Origin of the sequence: Pseudomonas sp. RGM2987 (genome assembly GCF_022952855.1) — a bacterium.
Taxonomy (GTDB): Bacteria; Pseudomonadota; Gammaproteobacteria; order Pseudomonadales; family Pseudomonadaceae; genus Aquipseudomonas.
This window is the reverse complement of sequence record NZ_JALJDX010000216.1, coordinates 107,364-126,919: the sequence shown is the minus strand read 5'-3', so window position 1 is coordinate 126,919 and position 19,556 is coordinate 107,364. Positions and strand designations below refer to the sequence as shown.

16 protein-coding genes and 1 riboswitch are annotated in these 19,556 nt (G+C 62.4%); of the genes, 11 read left to right on the top strand and 5 right to left on the bottom strand.

Going from position 1 to position 19,556, the window contains the following annotated elements; all coding sequences use genetic code 11:
• Positions 1–8: 8 nt before the first annotated feature.
• A complete protein-coding gene (locus tag RGM2987_RS22450) occupies positions 9–293 on the top strand; it encodes a hypothetical protein (protein WP_245145000.1) in 285 nt (94 codons plus the stop codon).
• 167 nt (positions 294–460) lie between these two features.
• Here RGM2987_RS22450 and RGM2987_RS22445 read toward each other — a convergent pair whose 3' ends face one another.
• The gene (locus RGM2987_RS22445; RefSeq protein WP_245144999.1) at positions 461–1,627 is read right to left on the bottom strand and encodes a 1-acyl-sn-glycerol-3-phosphate acyltransferase; all 1,167 of its coding nucleotides are present in this window, start codon (positions 1,625–1,627) and stop codon (positions 461–463) included.
• A 140-nt stretch (positions 1,628–1,767) separates the two neighbouring features.
• On the opposite strand from RGM2987_RS22445, the gene RGM2987_RS22440 reads away from it, so the two are divergent.
• From RGM2987_RS22440 to RGM2987_RS22430, 3 genes are read left to right on the top strand one after another with little or no spacing between them, the layout of a single operon-like run.
• Complete coding sequence (locus RGM2987_RS22440) at positions 1,768–1,950, top strand: CPXCG motif-containing cysteine-rich protein (RefSeq protein ID WP_245144998.1); 183 nt, start codon at positions 1,768–1,770, stop codon at positions 1,948–1,950.
• A gap of 11 nt (positions 1,951–1,961) precedes the next feature.
• On the top strand, positions 1,962–2,222 hold the full coding sequence (locus RGM2987_RS22435) for a DUF2007 domain-containing protein (RefSeq protein ID WP_245144997.1): 261 nt from the start codon (positions 1,962–1,964) through the stop codon (positions 2,220–2,222).
• Positions 2,223–2,257: 35 nt separating this feature from the next.
• On the top strand, positions 2,258–2,881 hold the full coding sequence (locus RGM2987_RS22430; protein WP_245144996.1) for an SOS response-associated peptidase: 624 nt from the start codon (positions 2,258–2,260) through the stop codon (positions 2,879–2,881).
• A 289-nt stretch (positions 2,882–3,170) separates the two neighbouring features.
• Here RGM2987_RS22430 and RGM2987_RS22425 read toward each other — a convergent pair whose 3' ends face one another.
• Positions 3,171–5,309, bottom strand: coding sequence for a methyl-accepting chemotaxis protein (locus RGM2987_RS22425; protein WP_245144995.1), 2,139 nt, complete (start codon positions 5,307–5,309; stop codon positions 3,171–3,173).
• A 215-nt stretch (positions 5,310–5,524) separates the two neighbouring features.
• Between RGM2987_RS22425 and RGM2987_RS22420 the strand changes: the two genes are divergently transcribed.
• Positions 5,525–6,340, top strand: coding sequence for a M48 family metallopeptidase (locus tag RGM2987_RS22420; protein ID WP_245144994.1), 816 nt, complete (start codon positions 5,525–5,527; stop codon positions 6,338–6,340).
• A gap of 173 nt (positions 6,341–6,513) precedes the next feature.
• Here RGM2987_RS22420 and RGM2987_RS22415 read toward each other — a convergent pair whose 3' ends face one another.
• From RGM2987_RS22415 to RGM2987_RS22405, 3 genes are all read right to left on the bottom strand, one after another.
• Positions 6,514–7,098 carry a TMEM165/GDT1 family protein gene (locus RGM2987_RS22415; protein WP_245144993.1) on the bottom strand — a complete coding sequence of 195 codons (585 nt, stop codon included), beginning with the start codon at positions 7,096–7,098 and terminating at the stop codon, positions 6,514–6,516.
• Between the two features lie 90 nt (positions 7,099–7,188).
• Positions 7,189–7,309, bottom strand: a riboswitch (yybP-ykoY riboswitch).
• 50 nt (positions 7,310–7,359) lie between these two features.
• On the bottom strand, positions 7,360–8,358 hold the full coding sequence (locus RGM2987_RS22410; RefSeq protein ID WP_245144992.1) for a class I SAM-dependent methyltransferase: 999 nt from the start codon (positions 8,356–8,358) through the stop codon (positions 7,360–7,362).
• A 33-nt stretch (positions 8,359–8,391) separates the two neighbouring features.
• Positions 8,392–9,357, bottom strand: a complete 966-nt coding sequence (locus RGM2987_RS22405; RefSeq protein ID WP_245144991.1) for a 2-hydroxyacid dehydrogenase — start codon at positions 9,355–9,357, stop codon at positions 8,392–8,394.
• A 196-nt stretch (positions 9,358–9,553) separates the two neighbouring features.
• Here RGM2987_RS22405 and RGM2987_RS22400 point away from each other — a divergent pair, with 196 nt between their 5' ends.
• The 6 genes from RGM2987_RS22400 (at position 9,554) to RGM2987_RS22375 (ending at position 19,416) form a co-directional block, all read left to right on the top strand.
• Entirely contained in the window at positions 9,554–10,183 is a 630-nt protein-coding gene (locus tag RGM2987_RS22400; protein ID WP_245144990.1) for a LysE family transporter, read from the top strand.
• A 160-nt stretch (positions 10,184–10,343) separates the two neighbouring features.
• On the top strand, positions 10,344–12,026 hold the full coding sequence (locus RGM2987_RS22395) for a fatty acid--CoA ligase (RefSeq protein ID WP_245144989.1): 1,683 nt from the start codon (positions 10,344–10,346) through the stop codon (positions 12,024–12,026).
• Positions 12,027–12,357: 331 nt separating this feature from the next.
• Positions 12,358–14,223, top strand: a complete 1,866-nt coding sequence (locus RGM2987_RS22390; protein WP_245144988.1) for a DUF1302 domain-containing protein — start codon at positions 12,358–12,360, stop codon at positions 14,221–14,223.
• Positions 14,224–14,248: 25 nt separating this feature from the next.
• Positions 14,249–15,613 (top strand): DUF1329 domain-containing protein, encoded by a 1,365-nt coding sequence (locus RGM2987_RS22385; protein WP_245144987.1) that lies wholly within the window; start codon positions 14,249–14,251, stop codon positions 15,611–15,613.
• Between the two features lie 373 nt (positions 15,614–15,986).
• Positions 15,987–18,722 (top strand): LuxR C-terminal-related transcriptional regulator, encoded by a 2,736-nt coding sequence (locus RGM2987_RS22380; protein WP_245144986.1) that lies wholly within the window; start codon positions 15,987–15,989, stop codon positions 18,720–18,722.
• 193 nt (positions 18,723–18,915) lie between these two features.
• Entirely contained in the window at positions 18,916–19,416 is a 501-nt protein-coding gene (locus RGM2987_RS22375; protein WP_245144985.1) for a methylated-DNA--[protein]-cysteine S-methyltransferase, read from the top strand.
• Positions 19,417–19,556 lie beyond the last annotated feature (140 nt).

Here is a 19,556-nt window from a genome sequence, read left to right as displayed (position 1 = left end):
GGTTTTTGATGTCGCTGCAACTGCTTTCGCTGTTCGCCAACCACCCCGCCAAACTGGTCAACCTGCTGGCATTGCTGTTCGCCTGCCCTGGCGGCTGGGTGCTGCATGCGACGCGCCGCCGTGAGCAACGGGCCCGGGCGTGCCTGGAAGCGCGCAATCGCGAAGGCAACGAGCGATTCGAAGCGCTGCTGGACCTCGCCACTCAGCGCATGAATCGCTTCTTCTACAGGTTCGGTTTTGGCTGCCTGGCGTTGGCGTTGCTGGTGTCGTGGGTCAGTACGCAGATTCGCTGAGGCAACCTGCAAAGGTCATCACCAGGCAGGCGCGCTTTTGTGGCGAGGGAGCTTGCTCCCGCTGGGCTGCGTAGCAGCCCTTCTGTTTTGCGAGTGCTGCGCACTCGAGCGGGAGCAAGCTCCCTCGCCACAAGTGCCGGTTTTTTTGAGGGCGGACATCCTCTGCCTTACAAAGCCAACCCCGCCTTGACCCGATACTGATTACGCACCGGCGTCGCATACTGCAACACCAGGAACGGTCGGTGTTCCGGTGGGCACGCGTCCAGCCGGCGTTGCCATTCCTGTTCGGCCTTGGCCAGTTCCTCGGCGCCAAACACCTCGGCGGCCGTGGGCACCTGCAACTGCGGGTCGGCGTCGGCCCATTGGGCGTAGGCCAGGTAGTGCACCGGGAACAGGCGATAGCCACCGAGAATCTGCCGGTCCATCTCCACGGCCAGTTGCTTGGTGTCTTCGAACAGTTCGGTGATCGGCGCGGCAAAGTTCACGTGGACCCGGCCTTTGTAGCCGGTGATCCCCTTGGCGATGCTCACGTCGTCCTCGCCCGGCGCCTTGGTGTAGGTGCCAGTGGTGGCGCGGATGTACAACTCGCGAGCCTTGGCCTGGTCGCACGGGTCGTACTCGTAGCTGATGGACACCGGCGTGAGGTTCAATGACTGGATGACCTCGCCGAACGGCTCGTCCTTGCGGCTCATGTGGAACATCTTGAGGATCGCCGATTCGGTCCGGTCGTCACCGTCCTTGGCCCGGCCCTCGGCCTGGGCGATCCAGATCGAGGCGCAATCGTTGCGGATCGAGTGATTGATGTACGCCGACAGCAGCTGGTACGCCGCGAGCTTTTCCCGTCGCCCGGTGAGCGAGCGGTGCACGATGAAGCTTTTGTTCAGGCGCATCAGGTCGCTGACAAAAGGCTTTTGCAGCAGGTTGTCGCCAATGGCGATGCGCGGAGTCGGCAGGCCAGCGTGGTACACCGCATAGTTGACGAACGCCGGGTCCATCACGATGTCGCGGTGGTTGGCGATGAACAGGTACGCACTGCCGGACTTGAACTGCTCCACGCCGGTGTAGGTTACGCCATCGGTGGCGCGCTCGATGGTGTGGTCGACGTAGAACTCCACTTTGTCCTGCAACGTGGCGACCGACGTCACGCCGGCGAACTCACGACGCAATCTTTGCGCTATAAGGGGTTTGAGCATCCAGCCGAGGGCGCCGGCCAGGCGCGGGAAGCGGAAGTGGGTGAGGATATCTAGAAACGCCTTGTCGCCGAGCAGCCGGGCCAGCACTGCTGGGACTTCGCTGTCGTCGTAAGGTCGGATGGCATCGAATTCGCCCATCATGCTCTCTTGTTGGAAACGGCTAGGGTAAGTAAAAGTTCGATCAAAAAAATGACAGGGCCCGCTCTGGAAGATAAGCCAGATGAAAATAGCCCTGCAAATAGACCGGCGATTATACGCACAAGTCACCTGGGAGGCCCGCGATGCTGGAAACCGCGCTGTACGATTGTCCTTATTGTGGCGAAGAAGTTGAAACCAGCGTGGATCTGTCCGGCGGCGACCAGACCTATATCGAGGACTGCCAGGTGTGTTGCCGGCCGATCACGTTCGTCCTGCAAGTCCATGGTCAAGAGTGGCATCTCGAGGTCTTTGGCGAAAACGACTGACGGGGGCATTGATGCGCAGAATCTACGAGCTGGAAAACCTGATGGAAGGCGAATTGCTGCAAGGCATGCTCGCCAGCGAAGGCATTACGGCACATCTGGTGGGGCGCGACCTGGTGGGCGGCGTCGGCGAGTTGCCGATGCAAGGCCTGTTGGGGCTGGCGGTGGACGATGATCAGGCGCAATACGCTCGGGAGCTCATCGCCGCTTACAATGCCGCGCTGCCGCTGCCCGGCGATGAACCGGACAGTTACCCCGGCACGCTGGTCTGCTAGGCTGGCGGCCGTTCGATCAAGAGTCGTGTTGCCCCATGTGTGGACGTTATGCCCTGTTTCGCTGGAACCCCGCTTTCGCGGCCTTGCCCGGCTTTCCTGCCGACCAGAAGGCCCAATGGAATATTTCGCCTAACGATTCGGTGCTGATGCTGCGTGCCAACGCCGCGGGCCAACGCGAACTGGCCCGGGCGCGCTGGGGACTGACGCCGCCGTGGCTGACCGACCTGTCCCGCACGCCGGCCCATGCCCGGGCCGAAACCGTGGCCGAGCAGCCGATGTTCCGTGAAGCCTTGCGCCTGCGTCGCTGCCTGCTGCCGGCCAACGGCTTTTACGAGTGGCGCGGCGGCACGCGCAAGCGTCCGTTCTGGCTGACACCGGGGGAGGGGTCGTCGCTGTTCTTCGCGGCCATCTGGGAAGCCTACCCGGTGCAGGAACAGGTGTGGCTGAGCACCGCCGTCATCACCCAGCCCGCAGCGGGCCAGCGCCGGCCATTGATCCTGGACGAACAAGGCCAGCGCCTGTGGCTCGACCCCGAAACGCCGCTGCACGCCCTGCAAGGATTGCTGGCAAGCGAACCGCTGCCCCTGCGCGAGCGGGTGCTGGCCAACCTGATCAACGACCCGAAACTCAACGGGCCGGAGTGCCTGACACCGGCTTGAGTGTGCGGTGCCTGGGCCGGCCTCATCGTCGGATCGCCGCCCGGAGCCGGCTCGCTCCCACATGAAAGGTGCGGTGTCCGCAAAACATGTATTCGCCACCAACCCCTGTGGGAGCAGCCTGCTCGCGAAAGCAATAGACCAGACAAAACTGCATTACCTGACACGCCGCTTTCGCGAGCAAGCCCGCTCCCACATGAGAGGTGCGGTGTCCGCAAAACATGTGTTCGCCACCAACCCCTGTGGGAGCGGGCTTGCTCCGGGCGGCGATCCGACGATGGGGGCCTCTGGATCAAACCCTGAACTGATTGATCAACCGCCGCTGCTGTTCCGCCAGTTTGGTCAGCCCGGCGCTGGCGGCGCTGGACTCGTCGGCGCCGCTGGCGACTTCGTTCGCCACCTGGCCGATGTTGATCACGTTGCGGTTGATGTCGTCGGCCACGGCACTCTGTTCCTCGGCAGCACTGGCAATCTGGGTGTTCATGTCGTTGATCACCGACACGGCCTGGGTGATCGTCTCCAGCGCCTGGGCCGCTTTCGCCGCGTGCTGCACGCTTTCATCGGTGCGGTGCTGGCTGTCCTCCATGACCCGCACCACGTCCCGCGTGCCTTGTTGCAGCTGCTGGATCATCGACTGGATTTCTTCCGTAGCCTGCTGGGTCTTTTGTGCCAGGTTACGTACTTCATCAGCCACCACCGCGAACCCACGTCCCTGTTCGCCGGCCCGGGCTGCCTCGATGGCCGCGTTCAGCGCCAGCAGGTTGGTCTGTTCGGCGATCCCGCGAATCGCGGTCAGGATCGCATTGATGTTCTCGCTGTCCTTGGCCAGGTTCTGTACCACCCCGACGGCCCGGCCGATTTCCACGGCCAGGGCGCCGATGGACGTGGAGGTGTCCTGTACGATCTGCATGCCCTGGCTGGCGGCCTGGTCGGCATGACTGGCGGCTTGGGCGGCCTGGGTCGCGTTGCGTGCCACGTCCTGGGCGGTGGCGGTCATTTCCTGCACGGCAGTGGCGACCTGATCGATCTCCGACATCTGCTTGTGCACGCCCTGGTTGGTGCGGATCGCGATATCGGCGGTGTGTTCCGACGAATCGCTGACACTCTGCACCGACGTCACCACCTGGGTGATCATTCCCTGCAACTTGCTCAGGAAGGTGTTGAAGCCCCGGGCAATCGCCCCCAGTTCATCGGCGCGATCACTCACCAGGCGACGGGTCAGGTCGCCTTCGCCCTGGGCGATGTCATCGAGCATCGCCACCATCTGCTTGAGCGGACGGGCGATGCCGTGGCCCACCAACCAGATCACCAGCAGGCCGATAGCGGCAATCGCCAGCCCGACCATGGCCATGCCGAAGATGTCGGTTTCGCGTTGTTCGTTGAGGTCTTTCTGCAAGGCTTGCAGGTCGGCCATCACCGCGTTCAGCGGCAACTGCAACATCAGTGTCCAGCGTGCGCTGGTCTCGCCGATGCCGAACGGCATGTACACCTCGATATGGCCGTGCTCTTCATCGATGTCGTAGCGCACTTCACCCGCGCCGAGTTTGCCCAGGTTGTCCAGTTCGCTGGCATCGAGCAGGTCGCTGGCCTTTTCCCCCAGCTTGCTCGGATCCTTGGTGAACGCCACGAACCGGTTGTTGCTGGACAGCAGGGCCATTTCCCCGGCGCCGTTGTATAGCTTGGCGTCGGCGGCGACGAGCATGTCCTGGATGAAGTTCACCGACAGGTCGGCGCCGACAATGCCCTGGAACTTGCCATCGATCATGATCGGTTCGATGAACGAGGCGAGCATGGTCATGGTGCTGCCGACGCGGTAGGGCGCCGGGTCGATCACGCAGGCCTTCTTGCTGTCTTGGGAGCACAGGTAGTACTCACTGGCACGGATCCCGGTGGATAGCAGTTTCTGGTCGGTCACGTCGGCGAGCTTCTCCAGGCCCAGGGTGCCGTCCTGATTGCGAAACCACCACGGCAGGAAGCGTCCGTTGGTTTCCATGCCCAACACAGGGCTGTTCACGTAACTGGCATCGTCGTGGTCGATGGCGTTCGGTTCCCAGGCGATGTAGGCACCGAGCACTTTCGGATTGCGTACCACGGTCTCACGCAGCAGGCTGATCATTTGCTCGCGAGGCATCTTGAGTTGCGGGTTGCCGTCCGTGCCATTCATGCCCATCAGTGCGTTGGTGGTGGCAAGACCCTTGGCAAGCTGCAGCGGGGCTTCCAGTTCCCGTTGGATCAGGCTGGCCTGGGTGCGCGCCAGTGCGCTGAGGCGTTGCTCGATGAGTTGTTCGAATTGCGCCTTGGTGCGCTGCTGCACCATTTCCTGGGTACGGGCGCCGGCAAACAGCGCGTACAGCACCAGCGCGCCGACCACGCTGAGCACGATGGCACCGGCCAGGGCGGCGACGGAAAACTGGATCGATTTGAATTTCATATTGGCTCCGGACGCGGGATGACGTCTGAAGCTTGTATCGGCGTCGGGGAGGCGCGGCATGAGACGCTGTTCGTCGGATGGCCGTTTTGAAACTGTCGGTGTCGCAAATGACCGGTGTGGGATTTGTCGGAAAAACCTGTAGTTGCGAATCGTGTATCTGGCGCCGATACAAAACCGCGCATAGGATACGCCCACGTTTCCAGGGAGCTACTTATATGAACAAGACTTTGATGGTGAGTGCGCTGAGTGCGGCGCTGCTGCTCGCCGGTTGCCAGTCGGTCAATACCACCAGCGGCGGAGCCGTGGGTGTGGAGCGCAAGCAGTACATGTTCAGCATGCTGTCGACCGATGAAGTCAACCAGATGTACGCCCAGTCCTATCAGAAGACCGTGGGCGAGGCGAGCACCCAGGGCGTGCTGGACAAGACCAGCAGCGAAGCCAAGCGGGTCCAGGCCATTGCCGACCGATTGATCGCCCAGGCACCGGTGTTCCGCCCGGACTCGGCACAATGGAAGTGGGAAGTGAACCTGATCAAGAGTGACGAGCTCAACGCCAACTGCGGCCCTGGCGGCAAGATCATTTTCTACACCGGCCTGATCGATTCGCTGAAGCTGACCGACGATGAAATCGCCGCGGTCATGGGGCATGAAATTGCCCACGCCCTGCGCGAGCACGGGCGCGAAGCGATGTCCAAGGCCTATGGCATCGAAATGGCCAAGCAGGGCGCCGGTGCCTTGTTCGGATTGGGCCAGGACAGCCTGGCGTTGGCCGATACCGTCGCCAACTACGGCATGACCTTGCCCAACAGCCGTGGCAACGAGAATGAAGCCGACCTGATCGGTCTCGAACTGGCTGCCCGCGCCGGCTATAACCCGAACGCCGCTATCACCTTGTGGAACAAGATGAGCAAGGCCTCCGAAGGCGCTCCGCCGGAATTCATGAGCACCCACCCGTCGTCGACCAGCCGGATCGCCTCGTTGCAGGCGGCAATTCCGAAGGTGATGCCGTTGTATCAGCAGGCTAAAAAATAACCAGCCTCCTGCATTGATACTGCTTTATGTGGCGAGGGAGCTTGCTCCCGTTGGGTTGCGAAGCAACCCCAGGATGTATCTGCCAGCGCAGTGCATCAGACAGAAGCCAAAGGGCTGCTATGCAGCCCAGCGGGAGCAAGCTCTCTCGCCACAAGAGCCTGCACCAGCCTGGGTCAAACCCAGCCACTACTCTGCATCGCCTTGTACACCGCCACGATCGCCAGGACGAAAAAGGCCGAAGCGGCCAGGCGGCGGATCAGGGTCAAGGGCAGTTTATCGGCGGCGAAGTTGCCCGCCAGGACCACCGGCACGTTGGCAATCAACATGCCCACGGTGGTGCCGATGATCACCAGCCACAGTTCCGGGTATTGCGCGGCGAGCATCACCGTGGCGATTTGGGTCTTGTCACCGATTTCCGCCAGGAAAAACGCAATCAGCGTGGTCAGGAACGGCCCGAACTTGCGTACGGGGTTGGCTTCGTCATCGTCCAGCTTGTCCGGGACCAGTGTCCACAGTGCGGTGGCGGCGAAGCTCGCGGCCAGGATCCAGTGCAACACGGCGTCTGAAAAAATACTGCCGACCCATGCCCCAACCGCCCCGGCGGCCGCGTGGTTGGCAAGGGTCGCGGCGACGATACCGGCGATGATCGGCCAGGGTTTGCGAAAGCGAGCCGCCAGCACGAGCGCGAGCAATTGCGTCTTGTCGCCGATTTCGGCCAGCGCAACGATGGCGGTAGGTACGAGGAGAGAGTCCAGCATCAGGGTTTCCTAAAGGGGGCGGGTCGACACGGCTATGACACGTACAGCCTTCCCGCCCCGGGTAAGGTGTGCGTGTCATAGGTCTTGTCAAACCCAGCGACCATCTGCGTGGACGCTTGGGCCGCATACGCCATGGTCTGCTGACCAAGTATGTTGACGTATGCCGGGCGAGCATGGCGCTCGCGGGAGACTACTCCCCTAGGACGGAGCGGATTCTGCCTAGGCAAATCCGATTGGGCAAGTGCTGTTCTTTAAAAAACTTCAACCACGCTTGGCCCGGTAGATGCGAAACCCCTGGCCCTCGGCCTTGATCGCGCAGATGCCCAGATGCTCTTCGATCAGCGGTTGATACTTGAGGAAGCTGTTGGCCACCAGACGAAGTTCGCCGCCGTTTTTCAGGTGTTTGGCTGCTTTTCGCAACAAGTTTTCCGTAGCGTGGTAATCGGTGTGAACCCCGACATGGAACGGCGGGTTGCTCAGGATTGCGCTCAAGCCCATCGGTGCGGCGTCGATCCCGTCGCCGGTCAGTACCTCGGCCTCCAGGCCATTGGCGGCCAGGGTCATGCGACTGCTGGCGGCGGCGAAGGCATCCACGTCCAGCAGCGTGACGGTGTTGTGCGGATAGCGACGCTTGACCGCTGCCCCCAGTACACCGGCGCCGCAGCCGAAGTCCAGCAGATGGCCGCTGGGCAGTTTATCCAGGTGCTCCAACAGCAACGCACTGCCGCGGTCCAGGCGACCGTGGCTGAACACCCCGGGCAGGCTGATGACTTTCAGCGGGCCTTCGGCCAGGGGCAGTTCGTAAGTCTGGGCCAGGCTTTCCAGGGGCTTGGCTTCAGGTGCCTCGGCGACAGTGACCTGCCACAACTGGCAGTGCCGGGCGCTGTCGAGCTTGCGCGGCTTGCCGAATGGATTGAGCTGCTTGGACGCGCCCTCGATGCCGCTGCGTTTCTCGCCCACCAGATACACCTCGCGACCGGCCAGGCGTGCGGCCACGGCATTGAGAATGTAGTCGGTGAGATCCTTGGCCTTGGGCAAGAACACCACGGCGGTGTCGAAGGCTCGCTCAGGGACATTCACGCCAAAATGGCTGCGCTCGGGGAAGCGTGCGTCCAGCGCGGCCTGGTCACCGGCATGCCAGCACCAGCCATGAGCGTCGGGCAGGCGGCCGAGCAGGTCGTCGGCGGGCAGGCCGGCCAGCAGGACCGCGCCCTGGAATAACTCGGCCTGACGAAGCAGTACTTCACTGCGCGGATCCATGGTCTGCTCCTTGAAAAAAAGTGCGGCAGTTTATCAACTGACAACCCGTCGTGCTGTACCGCTGAAAAAGGCCTGGGCGTTTTCGCTCATCTGGCCGACGATCCGTTGCCGCGCCTCGCGGCTGCCCCAGGCGTTGTGGGGGGTGACGATCAGCCGGGGGATATCGGGCGCCAACAGCGGGTTGCCCTGGGTCGGTGGCTCCACGCTCAACACATCGGTAGCGGCGCCGCCCAAATGACCGTTGCGCAGCACGTCGGCCAGGGCCTGTTCGTCGATCAGGCCGCCGCGTGCGGTATTGATCACGAAGGCACCGGGTTTGAGCAGCGCCAGTTCCCGAGCGCCAATGAAGTTTCGGGTGTGCTCGTTGAGCGGGCAATGCAGCGTCAGGGCATCGATTTGCGGCAACAGTTGGTCCAGCGGCAAGCGCTCGGGGCGGGGCGGGCGCCCTGGAATCTGCCCCAGCAGCACGCGCATGCCGAAGGCTTCGGCCAGGCGTGCGACGGCGCTGCCCAGTTCACCGTGGCCCAGCAGCCCCAGGGTCTTGCCCTCCAGCTCGATAATCGGATAGTCCAACAGGCAGAACTGCGAGGCCTGCTGCCAGCGACCCTCGCCGACCGCTTTTTGATAGTCGGCCAGGCGCGTCGCTAAGTTGAGTAACAGCATGATGGTGTGCTGGGCCACCGATGGGGTGCCGTAGCCCTGGCAATTGCACACCGTGATGCCGTGGCGCCGGGCCGCCTCCAGGTCGACGTTGTTGGTGCCGGTGGCGCTGATCAGGATCAGCTTCAAACCGGGGCTGGCGGCCATCGCGGCCGCGTCGATCACTACTTTGTTGGTGATCGCCACGCTGGCGTCCTTGAGCCGCTCGGTCACCTGGTCCGCTGTTGTGCGGGCGAACAATTGCAGGTCACCGAAGCAATCGCGCAGCGGGTTCAGGTCCAGGTCGCCGAGGTCCAGGGACGAATGGTCGAGGAAAACGGCGCGGGCGGTATTTGTCATCAGCTGTACCTGTTATGAAGAGGCTTGAAGGCGTAATGTGGCGAGCCTATCAGATGAACTGTGGCATGACGCCGGACCGTGGCGAGGGAGCTTGCTCCCGCTGGGCTGCGAAGCGGCCCCTTGAGCATGCGAGCGCTGCGCACTCGAGCGGGAGCAAGCTCCCTCGCCACGGTATTTCAACAACAAGGAGCCCCCCATGTACCTCGCCGAATTCCTCACCGTCGCCCTGATCCACCTGCTGGCGGTCGCCAGTCCCGGGCCGGACTTTGCCGTGGTGGTGCGTGAAAGCGTGACCCACGGCCGACGTGCCGGGACCTGGACCGCGCTGGGCGTGGGCACAGCGATTTTCCTGCACGTCGGCTATTCGCTGCTGGGCATCGGCTTGATCGTGTCGCAGTCGATCGTGCTGTTCAACGCGTTGAAGTGGGCAGCCGCCGCGTACCTGCTGTACATCGGCTTCAAGGCATTGCGCGCACAACCGGCCAAGCCTGCCACAGACGATCTGCACAAGGAAACCGGCGAACGTACGGCTCGTGGTGCGTTCACCGCAGGCTTTGTCACCAACGGCTTGAACCCCAAGGCCACGCTGTTTTTCCTGTCGCTGTTCACCGTGGTGATCAACCCGCATACGCCCCTGGCCGTCCAGGCCGGCTACGGCGTGTACCTGGCGGTTGCGACGGCGGCCTGGTTCTGCCTGGTGGCGATGCTGTTCAGCCAGCAGCGGGTGCGAGCCGGATTCGCCCGCATGGGCCACTGGTTCGACCGAACCATGGGCGCGGTGCTCGTCGCCATCGGCGTCAAGCTGGCATTCACCGAGATGCACTGACCGGCGCGGTCCTGGCAAGTGTTGCGCAGTCGCTCAGAGATGGCTCAAGGCTACCAGTTGCGTGCCGATCAAATCATTCCTTTGGCTGATTTGATCCGTGTATAAGCGCTCTAAAGTGCTTATCGCAAGCCAAGACCGTGCAGCCAGAAAAGGGACCCCTATGTTGCAGACTCGCGTTATTCCTCCAGCCGAAGGCGCTTATCAATATCCGCTGCTGATCAAGCGGCTGCTGATGTCCGGCACGCGTTACGAGAAAACCCGCGAGATCATCTACCGTGACCAGTTGCGCTACAGCTACCCGACGCTGATCGAGCGGGTCGCGCGGCTGGCTAATGTATTGACCGAGGCCGGGGTCAAGGCTGGCGATACCGTGGCGGTGATGGACTGGGACAGCCATCGCTACCTGGAATGCATGTTCGCGATCCCGATGATCGGCGCGGTGATCCACACCATCAACGTGCGCCTGTCACCGGAACAGATCGTCTACACCATGAACCACGCCGAGGACTGCTTCGTGCTGGTCAACAGCGAGTTCGTCGGCTTGTACCAGGCGATTGCCGGGCACCTGACCACGGTCGAGAAGACTTTGCTGCTGACCGACCTGCCGGAAAAAACCGCCGAGCTGCCGAACCTGGTGGGCGAGTACGAACAGTTGCTGGCCGCCGCCGCTCCGACCTACGACTTCGAGGACTTCGACGAGAACTCCGTCGCCACCACGTTCTACACCACCGGTACCACGGGCAATCCCAAGGGCGTGTACTTCACCCACCGGCAGCTGGTGCTGCACACCATGGGCGTGGCGACGATCATGGGGGCCATCGACAGCGTGCGGCTGTTGGGCACCAATGACGTGTACATGCCGATCACGCCGATGTTCCACGTCCATGCCTGGGGCCTGCCCTACGTGGCGACCATGCTCGGGCTCAAGCAGGTTTATCCTGGCCGTTACGATCCTGAGTTCCTGGTCCAGCTGTGGCGCAAGGAGAAGGTCACGTTCTCCCATTGCGTGCCGACCATCCTGCAAATGGTCCTCAACGCCAAAGGCGCCCAGGACACCGACTTCGGTGGCTGGAAAATCGTCATCGGTGGCAGCGCCCTGAACCGCAGCCTGTACGAGGCTGCCAAGGACCGGGGCATCCAGCTCACCGCCGCCTATGGCATGTCGGAGACCGGGCCACTGGTGTCCTGCGCGCACCTCAATGAAGAGTTGATGGCCGGCAGCGAAGACGAGCGCACCACCTACCGGATCAAGGCCGGCGTGCCGGGGCCCTTGGTGGAGGCGGCGATTGTCGACAGCGAGGGACGTTTCCTGCCAGCCGACGGCGAGACCCAGGGCGAACTGGTGTTGCGCGCGCCGTGGCTCACCGAGGGCTACTACAACGAACCGCAGAAAGGCGCCGAGCTCTGGGCCGGTGGCTGGCTGCACACCGGTGACGTTGCCACGCTCGATGGCATGGGGTTCATCGATATCCGTGATCGCATCAAGGATGTGATCAAGACCGGTGGCGAATGGATTTCCTCCCTGGACCTGGAAGACCTCATCAGCCGTCACGTGGCGGTACGCGAAGTAGCAGTGGTTGGCATTCCCGATCCGCAGTGGGGCGAGCGGCCATTTGCCTTGCTGGTGGTTCGCGAGGGGCATCAGATCGGGGCGCGTGAGGTCAAGGAACACCTCAAGCCGTTCGTTGAATTGGGGCACCTGAGCAAGTGGGCGATCCCGAGCCAGATCGCCCTTGTTACGGAAATTCCCAAGACCAGCGTCGGCAAGCTCGACAAGAAGCGCATCCGCGTCGACATCACCGAATGGCAGAGCAATAACAGCGCCTTCCTATCCACGCTTTGAGCTGTTCTTGCGTGTCCGAAAGGGCACGCAAACCCCACCAAGCAAGCGCTTGCCTTGTCAAACCGCGAATTTCAGCCATCCTTGCCGTGCCGATACTTGTCGGCCTGGCGAAAGGACTGTTCCAGAGTGGTCGAGGGCTGCAAATCACACTTTAGAGGGATCAAGCCGTACTACCTGCTGGCTATAGTCCGCTCACGGATCTTCAGGAACGGGGCGCACGCACGAACGGGCGATGCGACTTCCACGGATGTCGGGACGCTGCCGCTCCCAGCCGTTGAAGTGTTCCTGGAATATTCACTGCCATAACAATAATGCACATGGAGTAGCGTCGATGACCTCAGCAACCACGTTCTGGCGCCGGGCAAAATTGCCTCTGGCGGTCAGTCTCGCCTCTTCGCTCGCCGGGCCTGCTTTCGGCGTCAGCTTCAACATCGGTGAAATCGAAGGCCAGTTCGACTCGTCCCTGTCGGTCGGCGCGAGCTGGTCCACGGCCAAGCCCAACAGCGACCTGATCGGTGTCAACAACGGCGGCAAGGGCCTGTCCCAGACCTCCGATGACGGTCACTTGAACTTCAAGCGCGGGGAAACCTTCTCGAAGATCTTCAAAGGTATCCACGACCTCGAACTGAAATACGGCGATACCGGCGTGTTTGTCCGTGGCAAGTACTGGTACGACTTTGAGCTGAAGGACGAAAACCGCGAGTTCAAGGACATCAGCGACAACAATCGCAAGGAAGGCGCCAAGTCTTCCGGCGGGCAGATCCTCGATGCGTTCGTCTACCACAACTATGCCATTGCCGATCAGCCGGGTTCGGTCCGCCTGGGCAAGCAGGTGGTCAGCTGGGGTGAAAGCACCTTCATCCAGGGCGGCATCAACTCCATCAACCCGGTCGACGTGTCCGCATTCCGTCGCCCTGGCGCCGAGATCAAGGAAGGCCTGATCCCGGTCAACATGTTCTACGTCTCCCAGAGCCTGACCGACAACCTGTCGGCCGAGGCGTTCTACCAGTTGGAGTGGGACCAGACCGTGGTGGATAACTGCGGTACGTTCTTCTCCCAGCCGGATGTGATTGCCGATGGGTGCTCCGATAACCTGCGGGTGTTGAACAAGCGTTCGACCCTTCCGGCAGCGGCATTGGGGCCAGCAGCCGCTTTTGGCGTCGATGTCAACGAGGAGGGTGTGCTGGTGCGGCGCGGTGCGGATCGCGATGCCCGAGATGGAGGCCAGTGGGGCGCATCCATGAAGTACATGTTCGAGCCACTGGACACCGAGTTCGGCGCCTACTTCATGAATTACCACAGCCGTGCGCCGATTTTCAGCGCCACAGGCGCTCCGCAATCGGTCTATAACCTTGCGGCAGGCTTGCCTCCGGCGTTCGCCAGGCTGGCGCCGCTACTGGTCGCGGGTAATTCGAAATATTTCGTCGAGTATCCGGAAGATATCCGCCTGTATGGCCTGAGCTTCTCCACAACACTGCCCACCGGCACGGCATGGAGCGGTGAAATCAGCTATCGCCCGAATGCGCCAGTGCAACTGAGCACCACGGATATTCTTTTTGCCGGTGTGACACCGCTGCCCGGATTTGGCAATGCTTCGGTACTGCAAGGCACCCCCGGCCAGGACCTCCACGGTTATACCCGTAAGGAAATCACACAGTTTCAGACCACCTTCACGCACTTCCTGGATCAAGTCATGGGGGCTAGCCGCCTGACCCTGGTGGGTGAGGTCGGGGTGACTCATGTTGGTGGGCTGGATAGCAAATCCGATGCACGCTATGGCCGTGACCCGGTATTCGGTCCGGGGCAGTTACCGAACAACTTCTGTAATGCGCTCAACGCTTCGACAGCCGCAGGTGGCGGTCAGACCGCCGGCAACGTGAACAGCAACTGCAACAACGACGGTTTCACCACCGCCACCTCCTGGGGCTATCGCGCACGTGCCATCTGGGAATACCCGGATGTCTTCGCCGGGGTAAACCTCAAGCCCAACGTGGCCTGGTCCCATGACGTCAAAGGCTACTCGCCAGGTCCTGGCGGCAACTTCGAGGAAGGCCGCAAGGCCGTCAGCCTCGGGCTGGATGCCGAGTACCAGAACACCTACAACGCGAGCCTGGCCTACACCAACTTCTTTGGTGGCGACTTCAGCACCGTGGACGATCGCGACTTCCTGGCGCTCAGCGTCGGCGTGACTTTCTAAGCACCGTATTTCAGGACGACACACTATGAAAATAACAAAGAGTCTGTTGCAGGTCGGCGTGCTGGGAGTCTCCCTGCTGGCCGCCAGCGTCATGGCGGCGGTGCCTGCCGCAGAAGCCGACAAACTGGGCAAGAGCCTGACACCAATGGGCGCCGAAATGGCCGGCAATGCCGATGGGTCGATTTCGGCCTGGAAACCCATGGCCAAGAACGTCGGCGCCGTCGATAGCAAAGGCTTCCTCGCCGACCCGTACGCCAGTGAAAAACCGCTGTTCACCATCACCGCGCAGAACGTCGAGCAGTACAAGGACAAACTCGCACCGGGCCAGTACGCGATGTTCAAGCGCTACCCGGAAACCTTCAAGATGCCGGTCTACCCGACCCATCGTGGCGCCACCGTGCCGGATGAGGTGTACGCCTCCATCAAGAAAAACGCGGTCAACACCAAGCTGGTTTCCGGCGGCAACGGCCTGGAGAACTTCGAGACGGCCGTTCCGTTCCCGATCCCCCAGAGCGGCGTCGAGGTGATCTGGAACCACATCACCCGCTATCGCGGCGGCAGCGTGACGCGCCTGGTGACCCAGGCCACGCCGCAACCCAACGGCTCCTACAGCCTGGTGTACTTCCGCGACCAGTTCGTGTTCCGCGACAAGATGAAGGACTTCGATCCGGCCAACCCTGGCAACATCCTGTTCTACTTCAAGCAGCAAGTGACCGCGCCGGCGCGCCTGGCCGGTGGTGTGCTGCTGGTGCACGAAACCCTCGACCAGGTGAAGGAACCGCGTTCGGCCTGGGTCTACAACGCCGGCCAGCGCCGTGTGCGCCGGGCGCCGCAAGTGTCCTATGACGGGCCGGGTACCGCTGCTGACGGCCTGCGTACTTCTGACAACCTGGACATGTATAACGGCGCGCCGGACCGCTACGACTGGAAACTGGAAGGCAAGAAGGAGCTGTACATCGCCGCCAACAGCTACAAGATCGACTCGCCGCAACTCAAGTATGCCGACATCCTCAAGGCCGGCCACATCAACCAGGACCTGACCCGCTACGAGCTGCGTCGCGTCTGGCACGTGACCGCCACCTTGAAGGAAGGCCAGCGCCACATCTACGCCAAGCGTGACTTCTTCATCGACGAGGACACCTGGCAAGCGGCGGTGATCGACCACTACGACGGTCGCGGCCAACTGTGGCGCGTCGCCGAGGCCCATGCCGAGAACTACTACGACAAGCAAGTGCCGTGGTACGCCGTGGAAACCCTCTACGACCTGCAATCGGGCCGCTACCTGGCGCTGGGCATGAAGAACGAAGAAAAATCGGCCTACGACTTCGGCTTCACCGCCAGCACTGCCGACTTCACCCCGAACGCACTGCGTCAGGACGGCATCCGCTAAACTGCTTGACCCCGAGGCCGCATCCTCGAATAAACGCCCCGACTGGTTCGGGGCGTTTATTTTCTACCTGCAAACACCGCCTCCTGTGGCGAGGGAGCTTGCTCCCGCTGGGTTGCGCAGCAACCCCTATGGCAGGCAACCCTTGTTTTGACATACCCTGGCAGCGCCAGATCTCGGGGCTGCTTCGCAGCCCAGCGGGAGCAAGCTCCCTCGCCACAATGGGGTTTGCAGCAAAAAAATAGAGGGTCTTGGCAGCCCTGCCAACGTGTAGTCTTTTTGTAGCCATTTGTAGCACTCCCTTCAATACCTCCTTGTTTACCGCTAGTCTGCGGACATCTGCTACGCCGCCATCCGCATTTCAAAAGAGCCGGCCATGACTGATTTGTCCTCACTTCCAGATACAGCCCGCGCAGCCGTCGCGGCACAGGACGGGCGTTTTTATCGCCCGCCCTTGCCTGACGGTCACGTTCTGCGGCCGCGGTTGTGCGAGCGTCTGAAGGCGGGGCTCGGCGGCCGGTTGCTGTTGGTGAGTGCGCCGGCAGGGTTTGGCAAAAGCTCTCTGGCGGTGGAGTTCTGCCAGAGCCTGCCGGCGCATTGGCAAAGCCTCTGGCTTGGTCTAAGCGCCCGGGACAACGATCCGGGGCGCTTCCTCGAACGGTTGCTGGAGGGGCTCCAGGCATTCTTTCCGCAATTGGGGCGTCGGGCGCTGGGGTTGCTGAAAATGCGCCAGCGGCATCAACCCTTTGCTTTTGAAGAATGGCTCGACGGCCTGCTGGATGAACTGTCGAGTCACTTGTCGCCCGCTGATCCGCTGCTGCTGGTGCTCGACGATTATCATCTGGCGCAGAGCCCGGTGCTGGATCGCTGCCTGCAATTTTTCCTCAACCACCTGCCCGAGGGATTGCTGGTGCTGGTCACCAGTCGCCAGCGCCCGGACTGGCACCTGGCACGCCTGCGCCTGTCACGGCAATTGCTGGAACTCAATGAGCAAGACTTGCGCTTGACCCATGACGAGGCCCTGACCCTGCTGCAGCACCACAGCAGTTCGTTGCGCGGCGAGGCCCTGGAAAATCTCATCCAGCGCAGCGAAGGCTGGGTGGCAGGGTTGCGCTTCTGGCTGTTGGCGGCGTCCGAAGCTGGCACCGAAGGCTTGCTGCCCCAGGCCTTGCACGGCGGGGAAGGGCTGATCCGCGATTACCTGCTCGAGGAAGTCATCGATTGCCTGCCCGCCGAAGTACAGGCGTTCCTCTACGACACCGCGCCCCAGGATCGCTTTTGCAGCGAGCTGTGCGACGCGGTGCGCGAGGCTCACGACAGTGCCGAGATCCTGCGTTATCTGGCGGCTCATCAGGTGTTCCTGGTGCCGCTGGACGAGCATGGCCACTGGTATCGCTACCACCATTTGTTTTCCGACCTGCTGCGAAGTCGCCCCAGCGCGCCAGCCGTGGTGCCGGCCGCGACCCTGCACCTGCGAGCCTGCCGCTGGTTCAATGCCCAGGGTCTGATCGACGAAGCCGTGGAACAGGCGCTGCGGGCCGGGCACCTGGATGTGGCGGCGAATCTGGTGCAGAACCTTTCGGAAGAGCAGTTGCTGGCCGAGCAGAACGTTGGCATGTTGCTGCGCTGGAAAATGGACTTGCCCGACAGCCTGCTTATCAGCACGCCGCGGCTGATTGTGCTGTACAGCTGGGCGCTGGGGCTGGCCTGTCAGTTGGACGCCGCCGAAGAGCTCGCCGCCCACCTGAGTCGGTTCCTGCCGGCGCCTTCAGCTACCGCGCAAAAATCCATGCTCGCCCAATGGCTGGCCCTCAGAGGGATCGTCGCCCGTGGCCGTGGGGATCGCGAAGCCACCGTGCGGTATTGCACCGAAGCCCTGGAAAGCCTGCCGCACAAGCGCTACGGCCAGCGGTTGATGTGCTTGTCCACCCTGTCGAATCTGGCGATTGCCGACGGCGACCTGTGGCGTGCCCGCAACCTGAATCGTGACTCCCTGGAGCTGGCGCAGCGGGTCGGCAATCCGCTCTTCGAGGCCCTGGCGCATTACGACCGTGCCCGAGTGTTGCAGGCGCGGGGCGAGATTTTGCGGGCGCTGGATGAAGTTCAACAGGGGCTGCAACGCTTGCACAAACTATCGCCCCAACGGTTGTATGCGGTGCGGGCGCGGCTGATTCTCTACGAAGGGTTTTTGCTGACCTTGCGCATGCAGCCCCAGGCCGGGTTGGCGCGTTTGCAGGCGGGCCTCACCGAAGCCCGCGCCTGCCGTGACATCAGCGTGCTGATCGGCCATTGCGTGATCGCCCGTATCGAAGGCTACGGCGGCGAATTCGCCCGGGCCTTTGCCGAACTGGCCGAAGCCGAGCGGCTGATGCACATCTGGGATGTCCCGCCGATCTACTACCTAGCGATGATTACGCTGGTCAAATGCGAACTCTGGCTCGCCCAGGGTCGCACCGACCTGGCTGAAGCCTGGCTGGCGCGCTTGGGTCAGACCTACACCGGTGAGCGGGCGGCGGCACCGCCGGAATTCCATCCGCAACTGCCGCTGCATGTCGAACTGCAGCAGGCGGTTCTGGAGTCGATCCGAGGGCAACCAATGTTGGCCGAAGGGCGGCTCAATGCCTTGCTTGAGCACGGCCAGCAGACCGGCCGGCAGATGCTCAGCGTGATGGCGCTGAACCAGAAAGTCGCGCTGCTGCTGAGCGTCGGACGCGAAGCCGAAGCCCGTCGCACCTTGGCCCAGGCTTTCGAAGCGGCTGCCGGTGGCGTGTTGCAACCTTTCGAATGGTTGTTGGGCGAGCAGCGTGAATGGCTGCGCGAGCAACTGTTGCAGGCACCGCCCAGCCAGTTGCGCGAACACCTGCTTGAGCGCTTGCCCTCAGCGCTGGCGCAACCTGCCGATCCATCGGTGCCTGTCGAAACCCTCAGCAGCCGCGAACGGGCGGTGTTGCAGTTGATCGCCCAAGGGTGTTCGAACCAGGAGATCAGCGAGCAGTTGTTTATCTCGCTGCACACCGTCAAGACCCACGCCAGCCACATCAACAGCAAGCTCGGCGTGGAGCGCCGTACCCAGGCGGTAGCGCGGGCGAAGGCGTTGGGGTTGTTGGGGTAGCGGTGATTTTTGACCCAGTGAGGCCCCCCTGTGGCGAGGGAGCTTGCTCCCGCTGGGTTGCGCAGCAACCCCCATGACGGCGAACATGTGTGCCCGGTATGCCGTATCGTGAGGCTTTGGGGGGCGCTGCGCACCCCAGCGGGAGCAAGCTCCCTCGCCACAAGAGCGGTTGACCTGCGACCTGGAGTTTTTTGTGCTACCCCAATACAAAACCATCCAATCCCCCGTTGGCCAGTTGATCCTCGTCGCCCGGGATACCCGGCTGGCGGCCATCCTCTGGGAAAACGAGCGGCTCAACCGGGTGCGCCTGGGGCCTCTGGAAGAGGACAACCAGCACCCGGTCCTTCAGGAAACCGAGCGTCAATTGCTGGAGTATTTCGCCGGCCAGCGCAGCCGCTTCGAACTGGAGCTGGACTTCGCCGGCACCGATTTCCAGGTCCGGGTCTGGCAGGCACTGCTGACCATCCCGTTCGGCCAGACCCGCAGCTACCGCGACATCGCCATCCAGATCGGCCAACCGACAGCCGTTCGTGCAGTCGGCGCAGCCAATGGCCGCAACCCGATCTCGATCATCGCCCCTTGCCACCGCGTCATCGGCACCTCCGGCAGCCTCACCGGCTTCGCCGGCGGCCTGGCGGCCAAGCAATACCTATTGAGCCTCGAAGGCCAGCAGACTTTGCAATTGGCCTTCTGACCCAGGCTCACCTCTATCCCTTATGGGAGCGGGCTTGCTCGCGAAGACGGCGGCACATTCAGCAAAGACGCAAGTTGATCCACCGCTTTCGCGAGCAAGCCCGCTCCCACAGTTTTACCGAGTGATTGCCGATATCGCGC

What these genes read in the sequence shown, in the direction of transcription:
- RGM2987_RS22450 (WP_245145000.1), top strand. Translation starts at nt 9, where the DNA reads ATGTCGCTGCAACTGCTTTCGCTGTTCGCCAACCACCCCGCCAAACTG.
- RGM2987_RS22445 (WP_245144999.1), bottom strand. Translation starts at nt 1,627, where the DNA reads ATGATGGGCGAATTCGATGCCATCCGACCTTACGACGACAGCGAAGTC.
- RGM2987_RS22440 (WP_245144998.1), top strand. Translation starts at nt 1,768, where the DNA reads ATGCTGGAAACCGCGCTGTACGATTGTCCTTATTGTGGCGAAGAAGTT.
- RGM2987_RS22435 (WP_245144997.1), top strand. Translation starts at nt 1,962, where the DNA reads ATGCGCAGAATCTACGAGCTGGAAAACCTGATGGAAGGCGAATTGCTG.
- RGM2987_RS22430 (WP_245144996.1), top strand. Translation starts at nt 2,258, where the DNA reads ATGTGTGGACGTTATGCCCTGTTTCGCTGGAACCCCGCTTTCGCGGCC.
- RGM2987_RS22425 (WP_245144995.1), bottom strand. Translation starts at nt 5,309, where the DNA reads ATGAAATTCAAATCGATCCAGTTTTCCGTCGCCGCCCTGGCCGGTGCC.
- RGM2987_RS22420 (WP_245144994.1), top strand. Translation starts at nt 5,525, where the DNA reads ATGAACAAGACTTTGATGGTGAGTGCGCTGAGTGCGGCGCTGCTGCTC.
- RGM2987_RS22415 (WP_245144993.1), bottom strand. Translation starts at nt 7,098, where the DNA reads ATGCTGGACTCTCTCCTCGTACCTACCGCCATCGTTGCGCTGGCCGAA.
- RGM2987_RS22410 (WP_245144992.1), bottom strand. Translation starts at nt 8,358, where the DNA reads ATGGATCCGCGCAGTGAAGTACTGCTTCGTCAGGCCGAGTTATTCCAG.
- RGM2987_RS22405 (WP_245144991.1), bottom strand. Translation starts at nt 9,357, where the DNA reads ATGACAAATACCGCCCGCGCCGTTTTCCTCGACCATTCGTCCCTGGAC.
- RGM2987_RS22400 (WP_245144990.1), top strand. Translation starts at nt 9,554, where the DNA reads ATGTACCTCGCCGAATTCCTCACCGTCGCCCTGATCCACCTGCTGGCG.
- RGM2987_RS22395 (WP_245144989.1), top strand. Translation starts at nt 10,344, where the DNA reads ATGTTGCAGACTCGCGTTATTCCTCCAGCCGAAGGCGCTTATCAATAT.
- RGM2987_RS22390 (WP_245144988.1), top strand. Translation starts at nt 12,358, where the DNA reads ATGACCTCAGCAACCACGTTCTGGCGCCGGGCAAAATTGCCTCTGGCG.
- RGM2987_RS22385 (WP_245144987.1), top strand. Translation starts at nt 14,249, where the DNA reads ATGAAAATAACAAAGAGTCTGTTGCAGGTCGGCGTGCTGGGAGTCTCC.
- RGM2987_RS22380 (WP_245144986.1), top strand. Translation starts at nt 15,987, where the DNA reads ATGACTGATTTGTCCTCACTTCCAGATACAGCCCGCGCAGCCGTCGCG.